Here is a 24,553-nt window from a genome sequence, read left to right as displayed (position 1 = left end):
TTTAATGTTGAAACCGCACGAACCTCTAATGAGGCTCGTGATCGGCTTAGCCGTGACAATATCGACTGTATCATAACCTCTCTTGATGGTGCGACGACAAATACAATGGCTATCGTTGCCGTCATCCTGATATCCCTGTGTTGGTTGTCGCTAAATCCGGCTCAGAGTCAGTTGTCGTCGAACTTGACACACCAATAGCGATTGACGATGTACAAAGTATGGCTGCGCAACGAACCGTGCTGAGTCACCAAGTTGAGTCGGCGGTGACCAACGGACACGACACAGCCGCCAGCCCATCCCCAGATCCAAAAGCGGTCGCTGAACGTGTGACAGATGGTATCTTCGCCGTCGACACAAACTGGCGGTACACATACGCCAACAGTGACGCCGCAGCACTCACAAATCGGTCGTCGGCTGACCTCATCGGGATGTCAATCTGGAAGGCGTTTCCCGAACTTGCCGGGTCGCCGTTTGCGGACGCGCTCCGCCGCGGGATGGCGTCGAAAGACACGCTGATAGTGGAGGCGAAATACAAGCCACGCGGATTGTGGTATGATGTTCGTATCTATCCCGACGATGATGGCATCTCGGTTTATTTCAAGGACATCACCGAGGCCGTCGCCCGTCGTGAGAAGTTACAGCGCGAAAATGAACGGCTTGAACGGTTCGTCAAAATCGTCAGTCATGACCTTCGAAACCCGCTTACTGTGATCAGAGGGGCCTTCGAACTCATCGAAGAGAGCGCCGATATCTCCCATACAGAGTTGGGTCTTCGAGGCGTCACGCGAATGGAGAACCTAATCAGTGATCTCCTCACGCTGGCCAGAGAGGGGAAGCGAATCGATTCGTCTGAAACGATCGATCTCAACGAGATCTGCACCCAGTGCTGGGAGACTGTCGAAACCAATACCGCGACCTTAGCTGTTGTCGACGAGTACATTCTCTCTGCGGATCGGGGCCGCCTCAAGCAACTCTTCGAGAATCTGTTCCACAATGCCGTCGAACATGGCCCCGAGGGAGTCACCGTGACAGTGGGGGCGCTCGCGGACGAACAGGGATTTTATGTCGCTGACGACGGCCCAGGTATTCCGGCGGCCGACCGCGAGTCCGTGTTTGACCAGGGTTACTCACTGTCGTCGACTGGTACCGGCGTCGGTCTCTCGATCGTCGCCGACATCGCCAGTGCCCATAGCTGGGAGATTTCGGTCACCGATAGCGACGGCGGCGGCGCGAAGTTCATGATCACCGGTGTTTCCAGCGTTGCGGATCCGCATGCGGCGGACTGACTCACACGCCCTTTCACTCATCTCAGCCCCCTCCACCAGCGAGTAGCGACGTGTGCAACTCGACTGAGGTTGACTCCGGAGCAATGTACTTACGGCGCAAGCACGTACACCAGATGATGACTTCCACCCCTTTCAGTCGTCGCCTCGGTGTGCTAGCCGCCCTCCTTGTGGTCGGCTTGCTGGCCGCTGGCGCGGCGACCGGGCTCCCCGGCATGGCTGTCGACGACCAGCCGTCCGGCGACGAGATTCTTGATCGCGTCGAGACCCGATACGATTCCGCCGACACGCTCAGCGGGACGGCGACCGTGACGGTCGAAAACGCAACCGCATCGTCGACGGCAACCGTCTCCTTCGCCGCCAAACAGCCCGAGAAGGTGGCCTACACGGTCGAAAAGGCCGGCATAACCTACGAGGCTGGCTCGAACGGCAGCGTCGCCTGGGCGGTCGGTGAGAACCGATCGTACGCCCGTGAGATCCCGACCGAAGCCGAGCTTGAAGCCTACGAGGCGAGTGGCGACCGCGAGCGGCTCCCAGGCGAGGCCAGCCAGTATGGCTCGCTGACCGATCCGGTCGCTGCATCGAACGTCACCGCGACGCTCGTTGAGACCACCGAGATCGACGGCGAATCCGCCTACGTTGTCGACATCGAGCCAACTGACGACGCTGCTACCGTCGCCGGCACGCTCTGGGTCGCCACCGATGACAGCCGCCTGCTGCAGGCGACCGCGACCGACGGCACCAACGAGACGACCGTTCGGGTCAGCGAAACTCAGTTTAACGTTAGCATCCACGACAGCACCTTCGAGCCGCCGGCCGATCGGGTGTCGGTGACGACAACTGACACCTACGACAGCTTCGCGGCTGTTCAGTCGGCGACCGAGCTCTCAGTACCGCCCTCCGACGCCGGCACGTTCACCACCGCCACCGTGATCAGTCGGGCAAACGGCCAGGCTGTCGTCCAGCAGTACGCCGTCGACAACGACACGGTCTCGGTGATCACGGCAAGCGGTGTGTCGATGCCGTTCGATCAACTCGACAATGAGACGACGGTGGCCGTCGATGGGCGGTCGGCAACCGCCGTCGAGCGTGACGACCGTGCGGTCGTCTTCTGGACGGCCGACGGGGTCACCACCGCCGTCGCTGTCGAGGGAACGATCGAGGAGGCGACCGCGGCCGCAGCGGAGCTGTAACGCGCTGTTGTGGGCCGCCGTGCGTACGTCATTATCCTAATTATCGCTGGTGATACCCGCGGGCGAACGCTTTTTGACTGAGCTACCGACCATCCGATATCAAGTAGATGGCGTCCCAGTCACCACACCACCTCCAGTGCTGTTGTTGCGGCACACCCGTGTCGTGGGCGACCGACGACACCGACGCCGCAGAGCCGCCCACACAGCGGTCGGTCGGTTCGGGACCGCCCGCGACTCTGGGAGGCCCGCCGACGATCGGTTCTGACCCGGCGGGGGAGGGCGCTCCCGAACCAGACGGCGGGGTTCAACTCCCCCGCCGATCCCGAACCCGGTGTGTCGGGACTGTGCGACCACGGCAACCACGACTGCCGGCGACCCGATCGACGCACCGCCGACACCCCAGGGCACTTCCGCCCTCCCGGCTACCGCCCCAAAATCCGGCCCGAATCCCGTCGTTGTCGACGGCGTCACCTGTTGGCGCGTCGGCACCGACGACCGGTGGCAACTCGCCCGGGACGCGGTCGGCTGTGACTCAGCCCGTGAGTTTCTTCGACGCCATACCGACGCCGACGGCACCCCGCTGCGATGGTTCGGGATCGACCACCGCGGCTCGCCGCAACAGGTGCGGATCGACCCTGACGGCGTTGTCGATCTGCTCAGTTTTTGTGAGACGTTTGGCTCCGGCACCGCCTTCGACATCGAGACAGCCCGTCCTGCGTCGCCGATTGAGCCGCCGGTTGTTGACCTACAGCGCGTGACGGCGTCCCGCTCGACGCACGACACCCCACAGGTGTCAGCGTTGACAGCCGAACCCGCCCCGCGTCGGGTTGTGGTGTCGATCGATGCGGTCGAGACCATCGCTGTGGCTCCACAGCCAACGGTAGCGACCCCTGATCCCGGAGCCACTACACAGCAACTCGATCGCTACGGGCAGTTGGCGGCGGTCGCTCCCGGGGTTATCAACCCCAGCGGCCTCGAAACGCTGCTTCGGACGCCCGATCCACAGGCGCGAGCGACCGCCGTAGAGATCTTTGAATCCGTTCTCGCCGCGACAGCTACCTCCGGGTTGACAGCGATCTCGTCGCTGGTGGACTGTCTCGATGCGGGGCGGGTGAGCACGCTGTATGCCCTGCGCTCGCTGGCGCATATCGCGGAGCTGTATCCCGATATCGTCGCCGAGGAGGTCGACCCCGTCATCGACACCGTCACCGCTGATAGCCGGCTGGTGGCGGCAGCGGCAACACGGCTGTTGCTTTACGTAGCCGAACACAACCCCGGTGCCGTCTTGGATGCCGTCCCCGCCTTCGGCTCGCTGTTGGCTCCGACGCCGACCCGCGCGCGCCGGCAGGCGTTGGCGACGGTCGGCCTCCTCGCCAAACCACACCCCGGGGCGGTACGACCGCTCGTCCCACAGCTCTGTTCGCTGTTGGACACTGATGACACCGCCTTTCGGATCAGCAGCACCGCCGCGCTCGGCCGCGTGACGGCTGCCTACCCGGCGGCGGCGACGCCGGCGGTGCCGACGCTGGTGGCCCAACTCGACGCCGACCATCCGGAGCTCCGCGCCAACGCGGTCGGCGTCCTCGGCGACATCGCCAGGGAATACCCCACCGATATCGCGCCGTATACCGACGAACTCGCCGCCCGTCTCACCGACGATGATCCGACCGTGCGGTCGAATACGGCTGGCGCATTCGCTCGCATCGCATCGGTGAAACCCCGACACGTCGAACCGTTTACCGATGCGTTGATCGAGTTGTTGGATGACGAGTGGACACGAAGCCGTGTCCATGCCTGCTGGGCGTTGGGTCGGTGTGATGCCACCGCGGCTGCCGACGCACTCGCTGAGTGTCACCACACTGATCCCGAGGAGTCAGTGCGACAGCGGGCAGCGTGGGCGCTGGAACGCATCGAGTGAAAGGGCGCACAAAGGGCTCAATAGCGTTGCCGCCCAAGAACTGGTAATGAGCTTTACTGTCACCTACTACTGTCCTCACTGTGAGGCCCTCGTCGAACTCGACCGCGAGGGGTATCTCGATGATAAGGCTGTCACCCCCTATCCCTTCGAGGGCTGGTCGTATGTCTCCCCTGATGAGCCGTTTGAGGACGAAGCCGATGTTGACGGCGTCGCCTTCACCTGTGGCGAGGATGGGACGCTCCGGGATGGCGAAACCGGCTGTGGGGAGTCGTTTTATCTCAGCTTCATCAAGTTCGACGACGGCCGTGAGATCGATCCACGGCAGCCAACTGAACAGGTCGAACTCGCTGACGAATCGCCCTCAGCACCCAGTGGCCCGCGCGGCCCCTCCGGCCCGGGCGGCTTCTGGTCGTAATCAGCCTTTGATATTGCAGACCGGCACGGTTCGAGCAACAGGATCGGCGAGATCGAGATCCTTGGAGACGGCGACCACGTCGTCGATATCCTTGTAGACACCGGGTGCTTCCTCGGCGATGGTCTCGCCGTCCTCGGCTTTGATGTAGATCTGCTGGTGATCGCGGAGGTCGGTTTGGACGTCGCTTGCGCCGTACTCGCGTTTGGCCTGCGTGCGGCTCATGAGCCGCCCCGCGCCGTGGGCGGTGGAGCCGAAACTCTCCGACAGCGAGCCATCTCCGCCGCGGAGCACGTAGCTGCCGGTGCCCATGCTGCCCGGCAGAAGGACGGGCTGGCCCACCTCACGGTAGGCCCGTGGCACCTCCTCGCGGCCGGCCGGGAAGGCTCGCGTCGCGCCCTTCCGATGGACGTAGAGCTCCCGATTTTCGCCGTCGACCGCGTGGATCTCCTTCTTGGCGATGTTGTGAGCGACATCGTACAGCAGTTCCATCCCCATGTCTTCCCAAGAGCGACCAAAGACGCGCTCGAAGACCTGCCGTGTTTGGTAGGTGAGCAGCTGGCGGTTGACCCACGCGAAGTTGATCGCCGCGCCCATGGCCCCGTAGTACGCCTCGGCAACCTGGCTGCCGGCGGGGGCGGCCGCGAGGTTGTCATCGGGGAGGTCAGCGTTGAACTCGGCGTGTTCTTCGCTGATGCGGTTGACATAGTCCTTACAGACCTGGTGACCGAGCCCGCGGCTCCCACAATGGATCATCACGACGATCTGGTCGGACTGAAGCCCGTAGGCGTCGGCCACGTTGTCGTCGAAGACCTCGGTTACCCGCTGGACTTCGAGGAAGTGGTTGCCGGAGCCGAGACTCCCGATCTGGTTTTTGCCGCGGTTTTTTGCATCTTCGGAGACGAAGGCGCTGTCGGCGTCGGGGCGGCGACCCTCGTCCTCGCAGTGCAGCATGTCGTCCCGTGTTGCATACCCTTCCTCGACCGCCCAGTCGAGCCCGCGGTCAAGCACCTCGGTGACGGTTCCCACATCGGTTTCGACAACGCCGCCGTGACCGATGCCGGTCGGAATATTCGCAAACAGCGCGTTGACGAGTTCCTCTTCTCGGCCGCGGAGGTCGTCGTAGGTGAGATTTGTCCGGATCAGTCGGACGCCGCAGTTGATGTCGAAGCCGACCGCCCCCGGCGATATACAGCCATTTTCCGCGTCGATTGCGCCGACGCCCCCGACCGGAAAGCCGTAGCCTTGGTGACCATCCGGCATACAGAGCGCGTGGGTCGTGATCCCCGGCAGTTGGGTGGCGTTGGTGATCTGATCGAGGGTGTTGTCGTCGCCGATCTGATCGAGAAGGGATTCGCTGGCGAGCAGCCGCGCCGGGACACGCATTTCGCCTTCTTGGGGGATCTCCCAGACGTGTTCCCGAACCCGCTGCAGCTGATAGCCGTTGATCTCCCGTGTGGTCATGGCTGGCTGTCGGCGACCGACGCGAAAGAGCGTTGCGTCCGCTATCGGTCAGTTCGCGTCAGCCGCACGTTGAGACAGACATTGAGTTCGTGCGGCGCGTACGACCGGACGACGTGTTCGGTCTCAACGCTCACAGCGTACTCCGGTTCGGCGGCCGCTTTGATCGCCTCAATTCCCGGGCCGAAGGGGTCGTCCTCGTGTTGGATGTCGTAGTAGTGGAGGACACACTCCTCGCCGGCGAGATCGACCGCTGTGGCAACAAACTCGTTCGCACTGTGGGGAAGGTTCATCACGAGCCGGTCGGCCCAGCCGCGGTAGTCGTCGGCGACCTCGCGCACGTCGCCGGCGATCGCGGTTACCGCGTCAGCGACACCGTTGCGACGGGCGTTTTCTCGGCAGTAGTCGACCGCCGTCTCGTTGAGATCGACGGCGACGACATCGCCCCCGCGGCTGGCGGCAGGGATCGCAAACGGGCCGACACCGGCAAACATATCGAGTACCTGCTCGCCCGGATCGATCTGTTCGACGACGCGGTGGCGTTCGGTGGCGAGCCGCGGCGAGAAGTAGACGGCGGCGAGATCAAGGCAAAACTCGTGGCCGTACTCCCGATGTATCGTTTCGGTCGGTGAGAGCTCGCTGTCGGCGGCTGCGTCGTCGTCGACGGCAACCACCTCCCAGTCTCGCACCCGGAGTTCACCTTTGATCTTCGAGGCACGATTGAGCACCGATCGAGCCGGCAGGTCGGCGTCGATGACGGCCTCGGCGATCGCCGCCGCGCGGTCGGGATCATCCTCGTCGATGACGACGATGTCGCCGATCCGTTCCACGGAGGGTTCGAAGCCGAGGATGTCGGCGGGCGTGCGGACACCCTGGCGGACGGGAAGATCGTGGGTCGTCATCTCGGTGTCGCCATCGAGTGCGGCAACAGCGTCGGCTGCGGCCTCGGCGTCGGTGACCGGAATATAGATCGTGCCGTCCTCGACAGCGATCTCGTGGTCGTCGTCGAGCACCCCTGCCTCCGCGAGCGCGGTGCGGGTCGCCTCGCCGGCCTCGCGGGCGACGGCGACACACGGAACGTCCATAGCGACCTTGGAGTGTCGCCGTGCCTAAGCGTGACGTTTGGCGGCGACCACGAGGGCTTTGAGGGTAGCATCCCAACGAACGCCAATGAGCGACAGCGAGTTTCCCGATCCCCGCCCCGGGCCATCGTGGGAACGCCTTCGGGTACGGGCCGCCTGTAGTGCGGGCGTCGCGCTGCTGCAGCTCGCCGTCTTCTGGGAGTTTGTCGTCCGGACGATCCCGATGTTGTGGCCACCGGTCGAACCGTTGACCCAGTGGGTGAGCTTTCTGATGGTCTCGCTCGGCTCGTTTGTCATCATCTCCGGACTGTTTGGAACGCTGCTCGGCGACCAACTCTACGATCGGTATCTGCGCGACACCTCAGAATCGCCGTAACCAGCTGTTTTCGGCCTGCGACGAACGGTCTATTCCTCCTCGTCAGCGGTCGCTGTCGACTCCGCCGCCAGCGCGGTCACCCGTGGTGTGTCGGTCACCTCGTCGTGGGAGACAACCGCGGTTGCATCAAAGGCGTCGTCCAAGGTTTCGCTTGTTAGCACCCTCTCCGGGTCGCCTGCGGCGACAACGTCGCCCTCAGCCAACAGCACAAGCCGATCGCAGTAGCGGGCTGCCAGATCCAGATCGTGGATCGCGGCGACCGCAGCGGTGCCGTCGTCGACGACTGACCGAACGGTCTCCAGCGTGCGGATCGCGTGGTTAATATCGAGACTTGCGGTCGGCTCATCCAACAAGAGCACCGGCGTCGCCTGCGCCAACGCCCGGGCCAACAGCACCCGTTGGCGCTCGCCGCCGCTGAGGTCGGTGACCGGCCGATCGGCCAGCGATTCCAGCGATGTTCGCGCCAGGGCGTCGGCGATCGCCTCTTGATCCGTCTCATCGGGGGTGCCGAACCGACCGATGTGGGCGTGTCGTCCCATCGCCACCGCTTGCTCGACGGAGAACCCAAAGGAAAGTTCGGTCTCCTGTGGGACAGTCGCTACCCGCCGGCCAATCTCGCGGGCCGTCAGCGATGACACCGATTGGCCGGTTACCGTGACCGCGCCGGTCGTCGGGGTGACGCCGCCGCGGATCGCTCGCAACAACGTGGTTTTTCCCGCGCCGTTCGGCCCGATAAGCCCGACGAGTTCACCGCGCTCAGCTGTGAGTGAGACACCTGACAACACCGCTCGACCGCCGAGAGCGACTGATACGTCGTCGACGACGAGTGGGGGTCGCTCACAGCGCGTGCACCTCTCGACTGCGGAGCAGATATAGGAAAAAGGGCGCGCCCAAGGCTGCGGTGACGATGCCGACCGGAATCTCCGTCGCCCCCGCCCGAGCGATCGTATCCGTGATCACGAGAAATGACGCGCCGCCCAGCGCGGCCGCCGGCAGCAACACCCGATGGTCGGGGCCGACGACCAACCGCAGCATATGCGGAACGATGAGCCCGACAAAGCCGATCACGCCGGAGACGGCGACCGCGGCGGCGGTCAGCACCGCCGACACCGCAAGCAGGAGCCGCTTCGTGCGCTCAACCTCAACGCCCAGTCCAGCGGCAGCCTCCTCGCCGAGCAGGAGGACGTTCAGATCGCGGGCGTACGCCAGCAGAATCCCAAACAGCACGGGGACGATGAGCAGTGTAATCGTCACATCACCCCAGCCGGCGTTGCCGAGATGGCCCATCAGCCAGCGCACGACCGCTCGAAGTCCCTCGCCACTGTACAGCTGGAGGGCGGCGATAACGGCCCCAAGAAAGGCTTGGATCGCGACCCCGGCCAACAGCAGCGTTGCAACCGGCGTTCGACCGCCATCGGTGGCGATCAGATAGACGACAAAAGCCGTTATCACCGCGCCGAGAAACGCCGCGCCGCGAAGCCCCAAGCCGAAGGGAATCGCCGCGGGCGCAACGATGGCGGCGACCGCACCGACCGCGGCTCCCGAGGAGACGCCGATGATCGAGGGATCGGCCATCGGATTGCGGAAAAAGCCCTGCATCACGGTGCCGGCGGCCGCCAGCGCGAAGCCGACCGTTGCCGCCAACACAATTCGTGGGAGCCGAACGCGCATGATGATCGTTTCGGCCGTGTTGTCGACGGGGTAGGCAACCGCTGACTGCCACTGCAGTGTCGGCACCGGTACCTGGAGGGTGCCGGCAACCGACAGCGGTGCGACCTCGATTCCGGCCGGCAGCGACACCGCGTTGAGCAGGATCTTCACGACCGTTGCCGGCGGAATTGAAACCGGCCCGATCCCCGCACTGAGCGTCCCCGCGACAGCGAGCACCGTGGTGAGCCCCAGCGACCACGTTACGGCGCGCTGTCGCACTCGCATGAATGAAAGCCGAGTTGCAGTAGGCAAATACTTATTGTCTTCACCCGGAGATGGCGTATGATCACGAATCGACGACTGCGTGTTGTGTGTCTGTTGGCGGCTGTGGCCATCGGTATTGGCCTGGTCGCTGTCACACCTGTGTCGGCTACAGCGTCGCCATCGGCAGGTGAATCTGTGTCGACCGCAAACGACACGTTCCCCGTTACGCTCACCGACGCGACCGGCACGGCGGTCACTGTTGAGTCCCGTCCTGAGAATGTGACGACGACCAACCCGAGTGCGGCCCAGACGATGTGGACGCTTGGCGCGGCCGACCAGGTCGTCGGGGTGACACAGTACGCGAGCTACCTCGATGGGGCCGAGAAGCGGGACAACGTCTCGGCGGCCGGTCTCGGCGTCAGCATCGAGCGGGTGGTAGCGACCGAACCGGATCTGGTGCTCGCACCGAATGCGACCAGTGTTGAGACCGTGCGAACGCTTCGCGCAGCCAACCTCACCGTGTATCATTTCCCGGCGGCAACCGATTTTGAGGCGGTTGCCACGAAAACACAGACCATCGGTCGGCTGACGGGCAACACCGCCGCGGCCGCTGAGACGAATGCGTGGATGTGGCGCAATGTTGCGGCGACCGAGTCGGAACTGAACGATGTCGACCGACCACGCGTGCTCTATCCGCTACTCGGTGGGTTCGCGGTCGGCAACAACACGTTCATCGACGAGATCATCACCACCGCTGGCGGCACAAACGTCGCTGCCAGCGAGTTCGAGGGCTACCGACAGCTGAACGATGAAACTGTCATCACTCTCGCCCCGGAGGTGCTGATCGTCACAGAGCAAACGGAGGGCCAGATCCTCGGTTCGGAGCCCTACTCGCTCACCCCGGCAGGGGAAACCAATCGCACAGCGACCTTGTCGGTGCAGTATCTCAACCAACCTGCCCCACGGAGTGTCGTCTTTGCGACCGGTAATCTCAGTGCTCAGCTGCATCCGGATGCGGCGGCTAACGTGACCACGACACCCGGCGCCGACGGCGATGATGGGCCGGCGACAGACGTTTCGGCCCCTGGATTCGGTGTTGTTGTCGCTGTCCTCTCCTTGGTGGCAGTCGTTGCCAGCGCGCGATTCTATCACGGGCGGTAGTCGACGACGCCGGTGGAGCTATTTTAATGTCGACACCGTCGCTGTCGCCGTCGTTGCAGCGCCATAGTCAGCGTCGGCTACCGATCGCGGCAGCTCACCGTCCGGATATCGTGCGTCTACGGCGGCGGTGAGGCCGTCTCGAACACAGGCCCGGGCCGCTTGGCCAACCGTCGTCGCCGAGCCAGCAAACTGTGCTGGCTCACCGGTGGGGTCGCTGCCGACGATCACCGCATCGCTCGTCGTGCCGGTGAAGTCGGTTCGGTGGCTGAGCGTGGCGGTCTTCGCCTCGGCGACCCCTGCAAGCAGGCTGGCCAACGCGGCCGGCGGGAGTGCTCGCGTTGTGCCGACGATGATGTTGATTGTTCCATAGTGGTCGGTGGTGTCGGGGGTCGTGCTGTCACCTTCGACCGTCGTCGACGACTCGGTAGCCCCCTGCGGCGGCAACGTGGCCGGATTTGAGAGCCCAGCGGTGACGAGCACCTCAACCGGGTCGAGGACGGCTCGTCTGGCGTGTCGTTGCTCGACACCTGTCAACAACGCTGGCCCATCGATCTCGAAGCCGGCGGCTGCCGTCCGCCGATCGACGTACCTGCTGAGGTCGGTGACGTCCCACCCGGTCGGCACCGTGATGTTGTAGGCGGCGTCGGCGCGCCCTCGGCCGCCATCGACGCCCGTCGAGAGCCAGTCGGTATCGGGCCGGCCAGCCTGTAGCACGCCGTCGGTGATCGTTGTCTCGAAAACGCCGTTGGCCATCGTTGCTGGCAATCAATCGCAAACCAAGTAGCCCTGTCGACTCCGAATGCAGCATAATTATCTATGAATATAGAATTATACCAATTATAATACAACAAATATTTGAATAAAAGCGTATTGTGATTGTACTTCACAGATATAGCCGCAATTCTTTTGACAATCGCAGTTACTACTGTTGTTGTATGAAGACGGAGCGATCAAAACCACACGAATACCGCGTTATCGACGAAATGAATACAAACGATGCGATTAATCTCCTCAACCCATCAGCAAACCGTGTGTTTCAGGTGGTTGCCTATGAAGATGATGCGCTCCGGAAAGAGCTTGCAACGTTGCCGGCCGGCAAACTCGTCGAGCTCAAACTCGATCGCGTCGGGGCGCGGGCCAACGTGTGGCGAGCGCGTCGACCGGCAAACGTGACATCGCTTACCGCGTGATCAGTTTCCTTCGTCTCTGGTGATCTCGTAGCGGAAGTCGATCGTGTTCTCCGGCATGATCCGCACCGACCACTCGCCGGCGGCTGGCTCATCCAGCTCGTAAGTGAACGTCTGTTGGCCGCCGCGGGCGGCGTAGGTGCCGTCGGTTGTTTCTCTCGGCCGCTGGGCGCCGAGATTGACGCTGCCGGAGTCCGTCAGGCTGGTTCGTTCGGCGTCGATCTCACGGCCGTCAGGTGCGACAAAGGTCACATCGAACGACGCGTCTTGGCTGCGCTCGCCGGCTCGGCGCCGTTGGTTGGCGGTGAGTTCCAGCGTTGCATTACTCGTCGTCTCGCTGACGCTGAAGCTCGTCTCGAATGGTTCCTCGGGGGCAGTCCATACCTGGAAGTTGAGATCGACCTCCTGCCAGTAGGTGTTGTCGGCGTTGCGAGCCGGATCGGTAAGGCCGAGGTCGACGGTCGCGCTGTAGTCGCCGCGCTCGGCGTCAGCGGGGGTTCGACGGTAAGCTCGATAGTCTCGGTTTCGCCCGGGGCGACCTCGCTGGGGGCCTCGATCGTCACCCACGAGCGATCCAACGTGGTGCGACCGCCTGGGCGATGGCGGCGTCGGTTCTCAGCGTTGAACTGCGGGTTGACCGGGACAGCCTCCTCGCCGGTGTTCGAGACTGAAATCTCTCGGGTGATCGTTTCGCCGGCTTGGAGGTGGGTGTAGATGTGTGTCTCCGAGTTGAGCTGGACGGTCGGCTCCTGCCAGACATCAACGCTGAGGGAGACGCTGTGGATCGGTTGCGGCGGCCGGCCTGGATACCGAACCGTCTCATCGGTGAAGGCGATGACACCGCGGTAGTCGCCGATCTCGGCATCATCTGGAACGTCAACCGAGATCTCAACCTCGGTGGATTCACCGGCATCGAGCGTAGTCTCACCATTCGGAATCGATACCCAATCCGGTTCGACCGGCGGCTGGCTCCGGGTCGGCGGGGTAGCGATTCGTGGGGCGATGTCGACGGCCTCGTCTTCGCCGTTTTCGATGCTAACGGTGACCGTGTCGCTTTCGCCCGGCTTGAGTTCGAGGTTTCGGTACCCCTCATCGACATAGAGGCGCGTGTAGTTGCCGGGATCAGGGGCGGTGACTCCGTCGCTGGCGGTCGCTGTCTCGGTTGCTGTTGCGGTGCTTCCCGTCGTTGCGGCGACCACGCCCGTGGCAGCGACGGCACCGACTACCACCAGCGTGATCAACATGAGCGTTCGACTGTTCATAGTGGATGCCAGCGTCTGTGGATCCGGCCTGTCTGGAGGGCGGTGTACTGGCAGCTACAACTCGGTGATCGTGGGTACTACCCCTTATGGAGACTCAAAGCTTGATTTGTGTTATATATTCACACTCCTACCGTACGCGACGACGGCGACCTGCGAAGTTGATTCCCAGTTCGTGAGAACAGTAGTGTTCATCTTTTGCACACTCGTCGTACCTCCTGACATGTCGGAGACACCGAACTCACGCCGACAGTTCCTGCGTGTCGCCGGTGCCGCAGCCATCACCACCAGCCTCGCCGGCTGCGGTGGCAGCGGCGGCGGTACAGACAATTCGGAATCGACGACTGAGAGCACTGACGAATCGGGTGGCGGCGGTAGCAAGTCTGAACCGGTTCCTGAGTCAGAGCGCACCGCCGAGGCACTTGGCGGCATCGAACGCGATCCCGAAGCACTCCAAGACCCCGAGGCACTCAACTACCAGTCAACGCCGAACAACGGCCAGCAGTGTAACGGCTGTCAGTACTATGTCCCGGATCAAAACGGTGACGGGATGGGTGCCTGTACGCTGGTTTCCGGCCAGATCGACCCTGAAGGCTGGTGTATCAGCTACGCCGCGTACAACGGCTAACCTGACTCGCAGTCGTCACGCCCGTCACCGCGTCGCCGTGCAGTAGGTTCTTGCCACGATAGGGCAGCTATCGAGTATGCGTCGCTCTCGTGGTGGTCGCCTGACTCGCCTGCGACAGCGAGTCCGGACAGCGGTCGAGGCCTCTTTTGATGACGATCAGCCGCCCGAGGAGATCGCTGGGAGCTTTGCGATCGGCGTATTTTTGACCACGTTGCCGACCCTCGGCGGCAACCTCCTTGTGATGGTCGCGTTGGCAGCCCGCGTCGCCTGGATCAACCCGGTCGCACTGTTTAGCTCAGGGATTGTGGTCAATCCTCTCGTCAAGTGGGGAGTGTATGCGGTCAGCGTTCCGATCGGTGTCGCACTGCTCGGCCCGATCGATGGCGGCCTCAGCGTCGACCTCTCGCTGTCGGGCAATCGACCCTTATTGGTGCGCGTTGCTGTCGGCTCGTCGATTATCGCGGCTCTCGCAGGCCTGCTTAGCTACGGGCTCGTCCGTCAGATGGTCATCGCCTACCGCCGTCGTGAGATCGATGTTGTCGAGGAACTGGTCGACACCGTACTCACCGGTGACGACGAGCCCACCGCTCCCGCCGAAGACGCCAAATAACTGATCGGCCGGGGGTGCCTACCGTGTGCGTCGCAGACGAATAAGTTGGTGTTATTAGCAAGTTATAACTGCGAGAACCCGAACACACGCCCATGGCCGGCAGCGACCACCTCCTCGATGCAGGCGAATCGATCTGGCAGGCCCAGAAATCCCATCCCTTCGTTGTCGAACTCGCCGATGGCAGCCTCGACCGCGCGGCGTTCGAACACTGGGTCAAACAGGATTATCGCTACCTCCAAGATTACGCCCGATTGTGGGCCCTCGCCGGGACGAAAGCCCGCGAGGAGACGACGATGACCGACCTGTTGGGTATCGCCCACAACATCCTCGACACTGAGATGGATCTCCACCGCTCGTTTGCGGCCGACTACGGGATCAGTCAAGAAGCGTTGGAGGCGACAGAGAAGGCACCGACCTGCGTCGCCTACACGAACTTCCTGCTGCGAACGGCCTACGAGGGGAGCCTCGCCGAGATCGCCGCCGCGCTGTACCCCTGTATGCAGGGCTATCTCGATATCGCTGATCACATGGCCGAGGTGGCCGACGACACCCACGCGTACACCCCGTTTATTGAGACCTACACCGGCGATGAGTTCCGCGACGACGTGGCGTGGGGACGGGCATTCGTTGATGACTGCTGGGAGCAATACCCCGGCGAACGCGAGGCGATGGAAGAGGCGTTTCTGATGAGTGCGAAACTCGAATACCGATTCTGGGAGATGGCCTACAGCGAGGAGGGGTGGGGCCTATGAGCGATGCGTCGACTGTGGCGACGATCGAAGACGCTGACACCTTCGACGACTACGCTGAGAGCCACGACGATCCGCGATTCACCGACTGGCTCCGTGAGCGAAGCGAGCCGGCGTGGAGCGACGCCGTCGACCATAGATTCACTCGGGAGTTGGGTGCAGGCACGCTTGACGAGGCCGTGATGGCCGCCTACCTCACCCAAGATTACGCCTTTGTCGACACGCTGGTCGGCGTCTTCGGCTACGCTGTCGGACAGGCGACGACGATGGCGGCAAAACGCCGCTTTGTCGAGTTTCTTGACGTGGTCACCGACGACGAGGATGCCTACTTCGAACGCTCCTTCGATGCCCTTGCGGTGCCGCCAGAGAACTGGCAGACACCCGAGCGAACCGCAACGACAGAGGGGTTTATCGACCTCCTGCTTGCCGCCAAGGAACAGGGCGGCTACGCCGAGACGCTGGCCGTCCTGGTGCCCGCCGAATGGATCTACCGCTCGTGGGCGACCCGTGAAGCCGAGGATCGCCCCGAGCAGTTTTACCTCGCCGAGTGGATCGACCTCCATGCCAACGACGACTTTGTCGCCTTCGTTACCTGGCTGCGAGAGCAACTCGATACGGTTGGGCCGACGCTGTCGCCGCGTCGCCAACAGCGGGTGGCTCGGTTGTTCCAGCGGACGGTTGTTCAGGAGGTCGCCTTCTTCGACGCTGCCTACGACGCCGTCAGTTCGACTCGGCAGTCTCGCAGTCGCCGGCTTCAAGACGCCTGCCCTGCCTTGCTGAGACAACAATGTCGGCGGTCATCACCGGCGGGTTGCCGCTTGCGACCGGCGGGCTCGCCGCGGGTGTGACCGTCGAGACGCTTGTTGTCTTCGGGATCATTCTGCTGGCGTTGGTGTTGTTTGTCACCGAGTGGCTGCCCATCGACGTGACGGCCATCTTCGTGATGGTGCTGTTGATCCTCTTGGGCCCTGACGGGATCGTCAATTTCACGCAGATCACGACAACCGAGGGTGTGTCGGGCTTTTCGAATCCGGCGACGATCACGGTGTTGGCGATGTTGATCCTCAGTTCCGGGATCAGCCGAACTGGCGTCGTCCAGATTCTCGGCCGCAAGATGGCCAACTTCGCCGGCGATAGTCCGCACAAACAGCTGCTGGCGACCATCGGCGTCGCCGGCCCCGTCTCGGGCTTTATCAACAACACGCCGGTCGTAGCAATTCTCGTCCCCATCGTCTCCGATATCGCTCACAAGGGCAACACCTCGCCGTCAAAGCTGCTGATGCCGCTGTCGTTTGCCTCCATGTTCGGCGGGATGCTCACGCTGATCGGCACCTCAACGAACATCCTCGCCAGCGACGTGTCGGCGCGACTGCTCGGCCAGCCGTTTTCGATGTTCGAGTTCACCAAACTCGGGATCATCGTCTTCATCGTCGGCTCGGTGTACCTGCTGACGATCGGCCACCGGCTGCTGCCCGAGCGCGTTCCAGCCGAGGAGGATTACATCCAGGAGTACGAGCTTGAACCGTATCTGACCGAGGTCGCTGTCGTCGAGGGCTCGCCGATGGTTGGCAAGACCGTCCCGGCTGCCATCGACGACGCCGCATTCAACGCTGATATCCTCGGATTAGTCCGCGACGACGAGCAGTTTATCGAGCCGGCCAACGCGACAACGATCCGTGCCGGCGACGAACTGCAACTCCGCACCGACCGCGACACACTCGCCTCGCTGGTCGATGAAGCGACGCTTGGCGTGGTTGGCACCCCCGATTCGGATGCTGACCTTGTGGCTGACGAGCAGGCCGAACAGACGCTTGTCGAGGTCGTCATCCCGCGTGGTTCCTTCCTTGCCGGCAAGACACTGGCAAGCTCGACGTTCCGGAAGCGATACGACGCCACCGTCTTGGCGTTCCGCAGCCGTGGCGGGACGATCCGTGATGGCCTTGAACACCGTCCCATTCACGTCGGCGACACACTCCTCGTGCAAGCGCCACCGGACAGTATCGACCGCCTCTCGCGTACCTCGGACTTCATCGTCGCCCACGAGCCCGACAAACCTGAGTACCGAACCGACAAGATCCCCCACGCCGCGGCGATCATGCTCGGCGTCGTCGGCCTCGTCGCTGTCCCGTTCGAGGCCATCGGCGCGTGGCTCGCGTCGGCGACAGGGATCGGTGCGTTCACCGCGCTGTCGGCGTTGTCGCTGCCGATCATGCTGACCGCGCTGATGGGCGTCGTGGCGATGGTGGCGACGGGCGTGATCAAGGCACCCGAACTCTACGACGCCGTCGAGTGGGATGTGATCCTGTTGCTTGCTGGGATCATCCCCTTGGGCATCGCCCTCGAACAGACCGGCGGGGCCGACCTGCTGGGTGCGCTTGTCGCCGCGACGGCGAACTATCTCCCTGTGATCGGTGTGCTGTGGGTGTTTTATCTCGCAACGGGGTTGATCACGGGCGTTATCTCGAACAATGCGAGTGTCGTGTTGATGCTCCCGGTTGCCATCGAGGCGGCGACAGCTATCGGCGCGAACCCGTTTGCGTTCGTGTTGGCGGTGACCTTTGCGGCCTCGACGGCGTTTCTGACGCCGGTCGGCTACCAGACGAACCTCTTCGTGTACGGGCCGGGTGGCTACAAGTTCTCGGATTTCCTCAGAGTTGGCGCGCCGCTGCAGTTGCTGCTGTCGGTGGTGACGGTGCTTGGGATCGCGTTCTTCTGGGGATTGCGCCCCGCTTAATCTCGCGCTATAGTATCGGTGTCGCAATCGCCGGTCGCATCGGGTGGGGTGTCAACGACGTGGTGCGGCCCCAGTGGGCCATGCGTTGGACAGACGCCGTCGATGGTTGTCGCGTTGAGACAGCAGGCCCGCTGCTCGCTGGCGATCGCTCCTTGGAGGAGCGTCGCACCACAGAGCCGGCAGTATCTGTCGGTGCTGACCATGTGATATGTTGACGTGGGATTGTGTTATGTGTCTCGGTCGTCAGTCCAGCAACGTTGTTATTCCAGTCGCCTCATTACTCAGCCAGATGCCGCGTCGCCAATCCGACGAGATGTGGGGCCTCGGGCAGGATGATCGCCTCGGTCGCCAACTCGACGGCGTTGGTGCTGCCCGGCAGGACGAAGACGGGCGTGTCGCGGGCGATGCCGCCGGTCGCCCGCGAGGCAATGGTTCGCGTCCCGATCTCCTCATACGAGAGCTGCCGAAACAGCTCGCCGAACCCCGGTAGCTCACGGTCGAAGCGGTCGGCGACGGCGTCAGGGGTTACATCGTCGACGGTCGCGCCGGTGCCGCCGGTGGTGACGACTAGATCAACGGTATCGGCATCAAGGAGGTCGTCGAGAGCGCGCTGAATCTCGCCAACACTGTCGGCGACAAGTCGGCGGTCGACGACGCGATGGCCGCCGTCTTCGAACAGCGACTCGATGTGGTCGCCGCCGGGATCGTCGACCGCGCCGTCAGCCTCGGCTCTGGAGGTCGAAACTGTCAGGATCGCCGCCTGGAGCGGCGAGACGATATCGTGGCCGTGGTCGTCGGTGGTTCGGCGGTCGGGATCGGTCGTCGGTGTCGGCGTCGAATTGGTTGTCATGTCCCCCTTGCGTGTCGCCGTCATCTTAGCGGTGGCGGCTACTCGATGCTGACGAGCGCGACGGCAACGACCGCCAACACGATGCCAGCCAGTTTTCGCGGTGTCGGTGCCTCCCCGAGGACAGCGATCCCGAGGATCGAACTCGTCACCAGAAACATCCCAAAGATGGGTGTCACAACGCTGACCGGGCCGCGAGCCAGCGCGCGGTAGTACGCCAAGATCCCCACCGTGAGACAGATGCCGGCGGCGAGAATGTAGCCGGCATTCGGCCCGCGAAGATGTGACATCACCGGCTGATCGGTGGCGACGACGAGTGTGCTGACGACGCCAACCAACAACCCATTGGTGAGCAGCATGGCTACGTCGCTCGGCACCGCGTTTGGCCCGGTTGTCGCCACCCGCAGCAACACGGGCACGAGTGTGTATCCAACCAATGCCAAGAGCGCCCACGGCAAATAGCTCATACCGTTGGTCGGTTCGCTGGCATGATAGCGGTTCTGGATACCGGCTGCGGCAGCCCCTTCGAGCGGGATGCCAGCGGAGTGTCGCAAATGCTATGCAACCCGGGGCCCCACCACATGTATGGACGAGAAACAGGAGCTCCTGTCGCTGCTGTCGACCGATGCGCGGGAGGCTGTCGACGACATCGCCCGCCAGCTCGGCACCGACACCGAGACGGTCGAGAGCCTGCTCGATGAGTTGGAGTCCGACGGCACCGTTCACGGCTACCAGGCGGTCATCGACTGGGACAACACCGACACCGAGCATGTCGCCGCGTTCGTCGAACTCAACGTTGAGCTTGACCGTGAAACCGGCTACAAGGAGATCGCCGACCGGATCGCCAAATTCCCCGAGGTTGAATCCCTCCGACTCGTCTCCGGCGACTACGACTTCGCGATCGAGGTCACCGGCGACTCGATGCAGGACGTCTCCCAATTTATCTCCGAGCAGATCGCACCCATCCCGGAGATCACCCAGACGGTGACCCACTTCATCATGGAGACCTACAAGGAGGCCGGCATCGACTTCGGCGACCGCGACGACGATGATCGCCTCTCTGTGTCGCCATGACGCTGCAGCCGAACGACCGCGTCGCGGCCACCCCCGAGTCCGGAATTAGAAAGTTCTTCGAACTCGCCGAGGAGCGCGACGACGTGATCTCGCTGGGCGTCGGCGAGCCCGATTTCTCCGCGCCGTGGGCCGCACGCACCGCCGCGATCCACTCCTTGGAGGCGGGCAAGACCTCCTACACCGCCAACCGCGGGAAGCTGGAACTCCGCCAAGAGATCGCCAACCACGTCGAGCAGTGGGAGCTCGACTACGACCCCGACAGTGAGATCCTTGTAACGACGGGCGCAAGCGAGGCCGTCGATCTCGCGCTCCGCACCTTCGTCGATCCCGGCGATACGGTCGCCGTCCACCAGCCGACCTACATCTCGTATAAGCCGGGCGTCCGCTTTGCGGGCGGTGAGCCACTGCCGGTGCCGACGGGCGCGGACAACGACTTCGTGTTGACGCCGGAGGCCCTCCGCGAGGCTGGTGCAGCCGACGCCGACGCGCTCATCCTCTGTTACCCGAATAACCCGACCGGCGCGGTGATGAACGAGGATGAGATCGCAGCCGTCGCCGAGTTCTGCGTTGACAACGACATCGACGTGATCGCCGACGAGATCTACGCCGCGCTCACCTACGACGGCGACCACACCTCGATCGCCACGATGCCGAACATGCGGGAGCGAACGGTCGTCATCAACGGCTTCTCGAAGGCCTACGCGATGACCGGGCTTCGACTCGGCTACGCGATGGGGCCGCCCGACGCGGTTGAGGCGATGAACCGCGTCCATCAGTATACGATGCTGTCGGCACCGACCACTGCCCAGTACGCTGCGATCGAGGCCCTCCGGAGTTGTGACGAGAGCGTCGACGAGATGGCGACCGCGTTCAATCGACGACGGCGGTTTGTCCTCTCGCGGTTCGAGGAGATGGGCCTCGACTGCTTTACCGCCAAGGGCGCGTTCTACGCCTTCCCGGCCTGCGGCGGCGACGACGAGGCCTTCGCTGAGAGTCTCCTCGAAGAGCAAGGTGTTGCCGTCGTTCCGGGTAGTGTCTTCGGCCCCGGCGGGGCGGGCCATCTCCGAATCTCGTATGCAACGGGGATGCGTGACCTCAAAGAAGCGATGAACCGGATCGACGCGTTCGTCGCTGATCGATAACTGACCGCTGTCGGGGAACTACTCGAAGGAGACTTCCTCGTCGGCGTCGTCGAACTCCTGATAGAAGCCAGCGTAATCCTCGTGGTCGGTGAAGGCATCCATCGTGTTGTCGAGGTCGTCCCGAAGCTCGTTGATCTGTTCGGTGAGTTCTTGATACTCCTCGTTGTCGGCGAGAGCGGATTGGCTCTTTTCAGACTCCAAGAGCGCCTTCTTCGAGGACAGCGAGAACAGCTGTTGGACACCTTCCTCGTAGGAGTTCCGCGAGAGCAGATCCTCGATCGTCTCCTCCAGCGTTTCTCTGGTGACGGGTTTGACGAGGTAGGTGTCGAACCCCATCTCGATGATGTCGAAATCGGGTTCGACGGCGGTCACCATCGACACCCGGCAGTCGATCCCGCGGTCACGGACTTCCTCCAGTACTTCGTCGCCGGAGAGTCCGGGCATCCGCCGGTCGAGAAGGATAATATCGATCTCGTCGTCCAGCTGTTCGACGGCCTCCTCGCCGCCGTAGGCCGTCCGAACCCGGTAATCCGCGCGGAGCCAGGTGGCATACAGATCAGCAAGGTCAGGTTCGTCCTCGACAACAAGTACGAGTGGGGGTTCGTCAGTCATATCTCGATGGATCCCTCGTCGCTCATAGAGGGTATGGTGGCCGAGGATATATGAAAATACCCCTTCCGGCGATGGGGCACAAACAGTGTTTTCAAGCCCCCACCGATCTACCACCACATATGGACGAAGACGCATCGGAGACGATCGCCGCCTACTACGAGGCGTTAGAAGCCAGCGAGCCGCTGTCGCCGTTTTTCGCGGAGTCGCTGTCGACGGTCAAAGTCGGCCTCAGCGAACAGCTGGTCGGCTACCCCGATGTCGCCGACGCCTTGGCCGAACAGACGGCGACCACGGCCGATTGGCGCGTCGAAGACGCTGATCCATCGGTCACCGAACGCGATTCGTTTGCGTGGTTTCACGACCGGCTGACGCTGGCGTGGACTGACACCACCCTCGATACCGACTACGAGTTCGACACGCGGTGGACGGGCACTCTCGAAGCGAACCCGGATGGCACCTGGCAGTTTGTCTCACTTCACGTGTCGTCGCCCTGTGAGGAGCTCGAGGACGCCGAAGACGACCTGTTTTCTTGGGACGACTGATGGTTGGTTCAAGCCTCACCGACGACGAGAAGAAAACCGCAAACACGCGGCTCAAAGTTGGCTTCGTGGTGCTTGTCGCCGCGTCGATGGGGCTGATGGCACTGCAGGTCGATCCGACACCGCTACAGTTGGCTGTCGTCATCGCCGTCGGGCTCGTGGTTGGCGTCGGACTGCTGTGGTTTGTGCTGCGAAATCTTGCGGATTATCGGTCGTCGCTGCGCTGAGCGTCGGCTACTTCGACGCGACCGACGGTTCCCTGCGTCGTCGCGCGCGGATCGCTGAACACTAAGTGAGCCAGGCCATTGGGCTGGTATGGTCGAGTTTGGAACCGCTGGTATCCGCGGTTCGGTCGTCGAGACGGTTACGCCCCACGTTGCCCTCAGCGTTGGGAGCGCGGTCGGCCGCCTTGCGGTCGCGGATGCACCGACTAAACACCCGGAGATTGTCATCGGCCGGGATGGCCGGCTGACGGGGCCAGCCCTCGCCGCGGCGGTTGAAGCCGGCGTCGCCGCCGCGGGCGCGCTACCGGTTCGGGTTGGAACTGTGCCGACGCCGACGCTGGCATTTGCGTCCCGTGGTCGCTACGGGGTGATGCTGACGGCCTCGCATAACCCGCCGGCGGACAACGGGATCAAATGCTTCGTCGACGGCGAAGAGTTCGGCGACGAGTTAGAGGCACGGATTGAAGCACTCGTTGACGACGCGGCCGCCAGCCCAGCCGACTTTTCGGCGTGGGGGTCACCACGCCGCCGCGAGCCACTGCCTGATTACCGGACTGCCGTCACCGGGTATGTCCGCGACCAACTCCCGCGTGACGGCGAGTCAGCCATCGGCGATGGGCTTCGTGTCGCTGTCGACTGCGGCAACGGGATGGCCGCGCTGGCGACACCACAGGTGTTGGATGCCCTTGGGGCGACCACCGTCGCACTCAACGCCAATGTTGACGGTCGGTTCCCGGGCCGACCGAGCAAGCCAACGCCGGAAACGCTTGGCGACCTCCAGGCTTTCGTCGCCGACGGCGACTTTGATCTCGGGATCGCCCACGACGGCGACGCCGACCGGATCGTGATCCTCGATAGTGACGGCGAGATCGTCCATGAGGATAGCGTGGTGGCGATCCTGGCGGGCTACTACACGCGCCGGGCGGTTTCGGACGACGGCGACCCAGACGACGCTGACGATGCTGCTGCTACCGACCGCGGCGACGACCCGGTCGTCGTCACGACGCCCAACGCCTCAGGGCGCATCGACGAACAGGTGACCGCCGCCGGCGGACGCGTTGAGCGGGTGCGTCTCGGCGCGCTGCATGAGGGGATCGCCGCCGCCGAACGTGACGGCGGCTCGGTTGTTTTTGCGGCCGAACCGTGGAAACACATCCACCCCGGATTCGGCGGCTGGATCGACGGCGTTGTCAGCGCAGCCCTGCTCACTGGCCTTGTTGCCACCCACGGGCTTGCGGCCCTTCGGGAGCCGATCACCGAACGACCCTACAGAAAGGTCAGCATTGATTGTCCAGACGGGGCCAAAGCCGTGGCGATGACGACGCTGGAATCGTCGTTGCCCGACGCCTTCTCCGAGGCAACGGTCTCTGGAGAGCACGGGGTTCGGCTTTCCCTGCCGGATGGCTCGTGGCTGCTCGTGCGACCCTCCGGCACCGAGCCCTACATTCGGCTCTATGCTGAAAGTGAGTCTGTCGACGAGATCGTCGATACGGCGACTGAGCGGATCGAGGTGGCCATCGCCGACGCTGACGGTAAGTCGAACTGACGGCTCTCTGCGACGGAAAAATACGGTGAAAACTGCGGGTCGTGTTAGGCGTCTTCGGCGGCGGCGACGAGTTCCTCGTAATCCGGCTCGTCGGTCGGCTCGTCGGCAACCCAGTCGTAGGTGACCGTGCCGTCCTCGTCGAGAACGTAGACCGCGCGGTTGGCGATGCCGTAGAGGCCGAGATCCGGGATCTCCATCTCAAGGCCGTAGTCGCGGATCGCCTCACCGGCCATGTCGCTGACGAGCGTAAACGAGAGGTTGTACTCGTCGCTGAAGGCACCCAGTGAGAACGCCGAGTCGGCGCTGAGGCCGAGGACGGTCGCGCCAGCATCCTCGAAGGCATCGAGGTGTTCCTCCAGGGCGACCATCTCGTTGGAACACGGCGGCGTGAACGCGCCGGGGAAGAAGGCCAACACGACAGGGCCATCGCCGAGATAGTCGGACAGCTCAAACTCCTCGTGGTCGCTTGTACCGATCGTTGCGGAAATGTCGGGGGCGGTGTCTCCGGTTGAAACCATAAGCACTCACCTCATCGGGTGCAATCATGATAAGCCCGTTGTGCCACTAAATCGCACACGCAACCACTTCTCGCTACATAGCAA

29 protein-coding genes are annotated in these 24,553 nt (G+C 63.2%); 17 read left to right on the top strand and 12 right to left on the bottom strand.

Annotation, left to right across the window (positions count from 1 at the left end):
* Window positions 1-218: 218 nt before the first annotated feature.
* From ACFQJB_RS06810 to ACFQJB_RS06795, 4 genes are all read left to right on the top strand, one after another.
* A complete protein-coding gene (locus tag ACFQJB_RS06810; protein WP_379725423.1) occupies window positions 219-1,286 on the top strand; it encodes a sensor histidine kinase in 1,068 nt (355 codons plus the stop codon).
* Window positions 1,287-1,402: 116 nt separating this feature from the next.
* Complete coding sequence (locus ACFQJB_RS06805) at window positions 1,403-2,476, top strand: LolA family protein (RefSeq protein WP_379725422.1); 1,074 nt, start codon at window positions 1,403-1,405, stop codon at window positions 2,474-2,476.
* A gap of 331 nt (window positions 2,477-2,807) precedes the next feature.
* Window positions 2,808-4,394, top strand: coding sequence for a HEAT repeat domain-containing protein (locus ACFQJB_RS06800; protein ID WP_379725420.1), 1,587 nt, complete (start codon window positions 2,808-2,810; stop codon window positions 4,392-4,394).
* 46 nt (window positions 4,395-4,440) lie between these two features.
* Window positions 4,441-4,809, top strand: coding sequence for a hypothetical protein (locus ACFQJB_RS06795; protein ID WP_379725418.1), 369 nt, complete (start codon window positions 4,441-4,443; stop codon window positions 4,807-4,809).
* On the opposite strand, the gene ACFQJB_RS06790 is transcribed toward ACFQJB_RS06795, so the two are convergent.
* Both ACFQJB_RS06790 and ACFQJB_RS06785 read right to left on the bottom strand, forming a co-directional pair.
* Window positions 4,810-6,270, bottom strand: a complete 1,461-nt coding sequence (locus ACFQJB_RS06790) for an RtcB family protein (protein ID WP_379725416.1) — start codon at window positions 6,268-6,270, stop codon at window positions 4,810-4,812. It lies immediately after the preceding gene.
* Window positions 6,271-6,311: 41 nt separating this feature from the next.
* Complete coding sequence (locus ACFQJB_RS06785) at window positions 6,312-7,352, bottom strand: class I SAM-dependent methyltransferase (RefSeq protein ID WP_379725414.1); 1,041 nt, start codon at window positions 7,350-7,352, stop codon at window positions 6,312-6,314.
* Window positions 7,353-7,437: 85 nt separating this feature from the next.
* On the opposite strand from ACFQJB_RS06785, the gene ACFQJB_RS06780 reads away from it, so the two are divergent.
* Window positions 7,438-7,725, top strand: a complete 288-nt coding sequence (locus tag ACFQJB_RS06780) for a hypothetical protein (RefSeq protein ID WP_379725412.1) — start codon at window positions 7,438-7,440, stop codon at window positions 7,723-7,725.
* A 29-nt stretch (window positions 7,726-7,754) separates the two neighbouring features.
* On the opposite strand, the gene ACFQJB_RS06775 is transcribed toward ACFQJB_RS06780, so the two are convergent.
* Together ACFQJB_RS06775 and btuC are read right to left on the bottom strand one after the other, a co-directional pair.
* Window positions 7,755-8,507, bottom strand: a complete 753-nt coding sequence (locus ACFQJB_RS06775; protein WP_379725410.1) for an ABC transporter ATP-binding protein — start codon at window positions 8,505-8,507, stop codon at window positions 7,755-7,757.
* A gap of 55 nt (window positions 8,508-8,562) precedes the next feature.
* Window positions 8,563-9,660, bottom strand: coding sequence for a vitamin B12 ABC transporter permease BtuC (btuC, locus tag ACFQJB_RS06770; protein ID WP_379725408.1), 1,098 nt, complete (start codon window positions 9,658-9,660; stop codon window positions 8,563-8,565).
* Between the two features lie 174 nt (window positions 9,661-9,834).
* On the opposite strand from btuC, the gene ACFQJB_RS06765 reads away from it, so the two are divergent.
* Window positions 9,835-10,800 carry a PGF-CTERM-anchored ABC transporter substrate-binding protein gene (locus tag ACFQJB_RS06765; protein WP_379725406.1) on the top strand — a complete coding sequence of 322 codons (966 nt, stop codon included), beginning with the start codon at window positions 9,835-9,837 and terminating at the stop codon, window positions 10,798-10,800.
* A gap of 18 nt (window positions 10,801-10,818) precedes the next feature.
* On the opposite strand, the gene ACFQJB_RS06760 is transcribed toward ACFQJB_RS06765, so the two are convergent.
* Window positions 10,819-11,553 (bottom strand): adenosylcobinamide amidohydrolase, encoded by a 735-nt coding sequence (locus ACFQJB_RS06760; protein WP_379725403.1) that lies wholly within the window; start codon window positions 11,551-11,553, stop codon window positions 10,819-10,821.
* Between the two features lie 182 nt (window positions 11,554-11,735).
* On the opposite strand from ACFQJB_RS06760, the gene ACFQJB_RS06755 reads away from it, so the two are divergent.
* Window positions 11,736-11,990 (top strand): hypothetical protein, encoded by a 255-nt coding sequence (locus ACFQJB_RS06755; RefSeq protein ID WP_379725400.1) that lies wholly within the window; start codon window positions 11,736-11,738, stop codon window positions 11,988-11,990.
* On the opposite strand, the gene ACFQJB_RS06750 is transcribed toward ACFQJB_RS06755, so the two are convergent.
* Window positions 11,991-12,239 carry a hypothetical protein gene (locus ACFQJB_RS06750; RefSeq protein WP_379725397.1) on the bottom strand — a complete coding sequence of 83 codons (249 nt, stop codon included), beginning with the start codon at window positions 12,237-12,239 and terminating at the stop codon, window positions 11,991-11,993.
* On the bottom strand, window positions 12,236-13,249 hold the full coding sequence (locus ACFQJB_RS06745) for a hypothetical protein (protein ID WP_379725394.1): 1,014 nt from the start codon (window positions 13,247-13,249) through the stop codon (window positions 12,236-12,238). The genes ACFQJB_RS06750 and ACFQJB_RS06745 overlap by 4 nt, the downstream gene beginning before the upstream one ends.
* Window positions 13,250-13,469: 220 nt before the next feature.
* Here ACFQJB_RS06745 and ACFQJB_RS06740 point away from each other — a divergent pair, with 220 nt between their 5' ends.
* From ACFQJB_RS06740 to ACFQJB_RS06720, 5 genes are all read left to right on the top strand, one after another.
* Window positions 13,470-13,874, top strand: coding sequence for a high-potential iron-sulfur protein (locus tag ACFQJB_RS06740; RefSeq protein ID WP_379725391.1), 405 nt, complete (start codon window positions 13,470-13,472; stop codon window positions 13,872-13,874).
* A 76-nt stretch (window positions 13,875-13,950) separates the two neighbouring features.
* Window positions 13,951-14,484, top strand: coding sequence for a DUF2062 domain-containing protein (locus tag ACFQJB_RS06735; RefSeq protein WP_379725388.1), 534 nt, complete (start codon window positions 13,951-13,953; stop codon window positions 14,482-14,484).
* A gap of 92 nt (window positions 14,485-14,576) precedes the next feature.
* The gene (gene tenA / locus ACFQJB_RS06730; RefSeq protein ID WP_379725385.1) at window positions 14,577-15,236 is read left to right on the top strand and encodes a thiaminase II; all 660 of its coding nucleotides are present in this window, start codon (window positions 14,577-14,579) and stop codon (window positions 15,234-15,236) included.
* Window positions 15,233-16,081, top strand: a complete 849-nt coding sequence (locus tag ACFQJB_RS06725; RefSeq protein ID WP_379725382.1) for a TenA family protein — start codon at window positions 15,233-15,235, stop codon at window positions 16,079-16,081. The genes tenA and ACFQJB_RS06725 overlap by 4 nt, the downstream gene beginning before the upstream one ends.
* Complete coding sequence (locus ACFQJB_RS06720) at window positions 16,021-17,967, top strand: SLC13 family permease (protein ID WP_379725379.1); 1,947 nt, start codon at window positions 16,021-16,023, stop codon at window positions 17,965-17,967. The genes ACFQJB_RS06725 and ACFQJB_RS06720 overlap by 61 nt, the downstream gene beginning before the upstream one ends.
* On the opposite strand, the gene ACFQJB_RS06715 is transcribed toward ACFQJB_RS06720, so the two are convergent.
* The 3 genes from ACFQJB_RS06715 to ACFQJB_RS06705 form a co-directional block, all read right to left on the bottom strand.
* Window positions 17,964-18,170: a hypothetical protein gene (locus ACFQJB_RS06715; protein ID WP_379725376.1), complete on the bottom strand. Its 207-nt coding sequence runs from the start codon at window positions 18,168-18,170 to the stop codon at window positions 17,964-17,966. The two genes, ACFQJB_RS06720 and ACFQJB_RS06715, sit on opposite strands and share 4 nt — an antisense overlap.
* A gap of 74 nt (window positions 18,171-18,244) precedes the next feature.
* Complete coding sequence (locus ACFQJB_RS06710) at window positions 18,245-18,817, bottom strand: MogA/MoaB family molybdenum cofactor biosynthesis protein (protein ID WP_379725373.1); 573 nt, start codon at window positions 18,815-18,817, stop codon at window positions 18,245-18,247.
* Between the two features lie 38 nt (window positions 18,818-18,855).
* Window positions 18,856-19,281, bottom strand: coding sequence for an EamA family transporter (locus ACFQJB_RS06705; RefSeq protein WP_379725371.1), 426 nt, complete (start codon window positions 19,279-19,281; stop codon window positions 18,856-18,858).
* Between the two features lie 118 nt (window positions 19,282-19,399).
* On the opposite strand from ACFQJB_RS06705, the gene ACFQJB_RS06700 reads away from it, so the two are divergent.
* A complete protein-coding gene (locus ACFQJB_RS06700; RefSeq protein ID WP_379725368.1) occupies window positions 19,400-19,888 on the top strand; it encodes an Lrp/AsnC family transcriptional regulator in 489 nt (162 codons plus the stop codon).
* On the top strand, window positions 19,885-21,030 hold the full coding sequence (locus tag ACFQJB_RS06695; RefSeq protein WP_379725365.1) for a pyridoxal phosphate-dependent aminotransferase: 1,146 nt from the start codon (window positions 19,885-19,887) through the stop codon (window positions 21,028-21,030). Before ACFQJB_RS06700 ends, ACFQJB_RS06695 begins: the two co-directional genes overlap by 4 nt.
* 18 nt (window positions 21,031-21,048) lie before the next feature.
* On the opposite strand, the gene ACFQJB_RS06690 is transcribed toward ACFQJB_RS06695, so the two are convergent.
* A complete protein-coding gene (locus tag ACFQJB_RS06690) occupies window positions 21,049-21,642 on the bottom strand; it encodes a HalX domain-containing protein (protein ID WP_120102012.1) in 594 nt (197 codons plus the stop codon).
* Between the two features lie 119 nt (window positions 21,643-21,761).
* On the opposite strand from ACFQJB_RS06690, the gene ACFQJB_RS06685 reads away from it, so the two are divergent.
* The 3 genes from ACFQJB_RS06685 to ACFQJB_RS06675 all read left to right on the top strand — a co-directional run bounded on the left by ACFQJB_RS06685 (window position 21,762) and on the right by ACFQJB_RS06675 (window position 23,951).
* The gene (locus ACFQJB_RS06685) at window positions 21,762-22,184 is read left to right on the top strand and encodes a nuclear transport factor 2 family protein (RefSeq protein WP_379725362.1); all 423 of its coding nucleotides are present in this window, start codon (window positions 21,762-21,764) and stop codon (window positions 22,182-22,184) included.
* The gene (locus ACFQJB_RS06680) at window positions 22,184-22,408 is read left to right on the top strand and encodes a hypothetical protein (RefSeq protein ID WP_379725359.1); all 225 of its coding nucleotides are present in this window, start codon (window positions 22,184-22,186) and stop codon (window positions 22,406-22,408) included. Before ACFQJB_RS06685 ends, ACFQJB_RS06680 begins: the two co-directional genes overlap by 1 nt.
* Window positions 22,409-22,496: 88 nt before the next feature.
* Entirely contained in the window at window positions 22,497-23,951 is a 1,455-nt protein-coding gene (locus ACFQJB_RS06675; RefSeq protein WP_379725356.1) for a phosphomannomutase, read from the top strand.
* A 44-nt stretch (window positions 23,952-23,995) separates the two neighbouring features.
* Here ACFQJB_RS06675 and ACFQJB_RS06670 read toward each other — a convergent pair whose 3' ends face one another.
* The gene (locus ACFQJB_RS06670; protein ID WP_379725353.1) at window positions 23,996-24,469 is read right to left on the bottom strand and encodes a redoxin domain-containing protein; all 474 of its coding nucleotides are present in this window, start codon (window positions 24,467-24,469) and stop codon (window positions 23,996-23,998) included.
* Between the last annotated feature and the right edge of the window lie 84 nt (window positions 24,470-24,553).

It is taken from the genome of Halonotius sp. GCM10025705 (genome assembly GCF_042662885.1).
GTDB classification, from domain to species: domain Archaea; phylum Halobacteriota; class Halobacteria; order Halobacteriales; family Haloferacaceae; genus Halonotius; species Halonotius aquaticus.
Note: the sequence above shows the minus strand (reverse complement) of the source record. Positions and strands in the feature narration are given on the sequence as shown.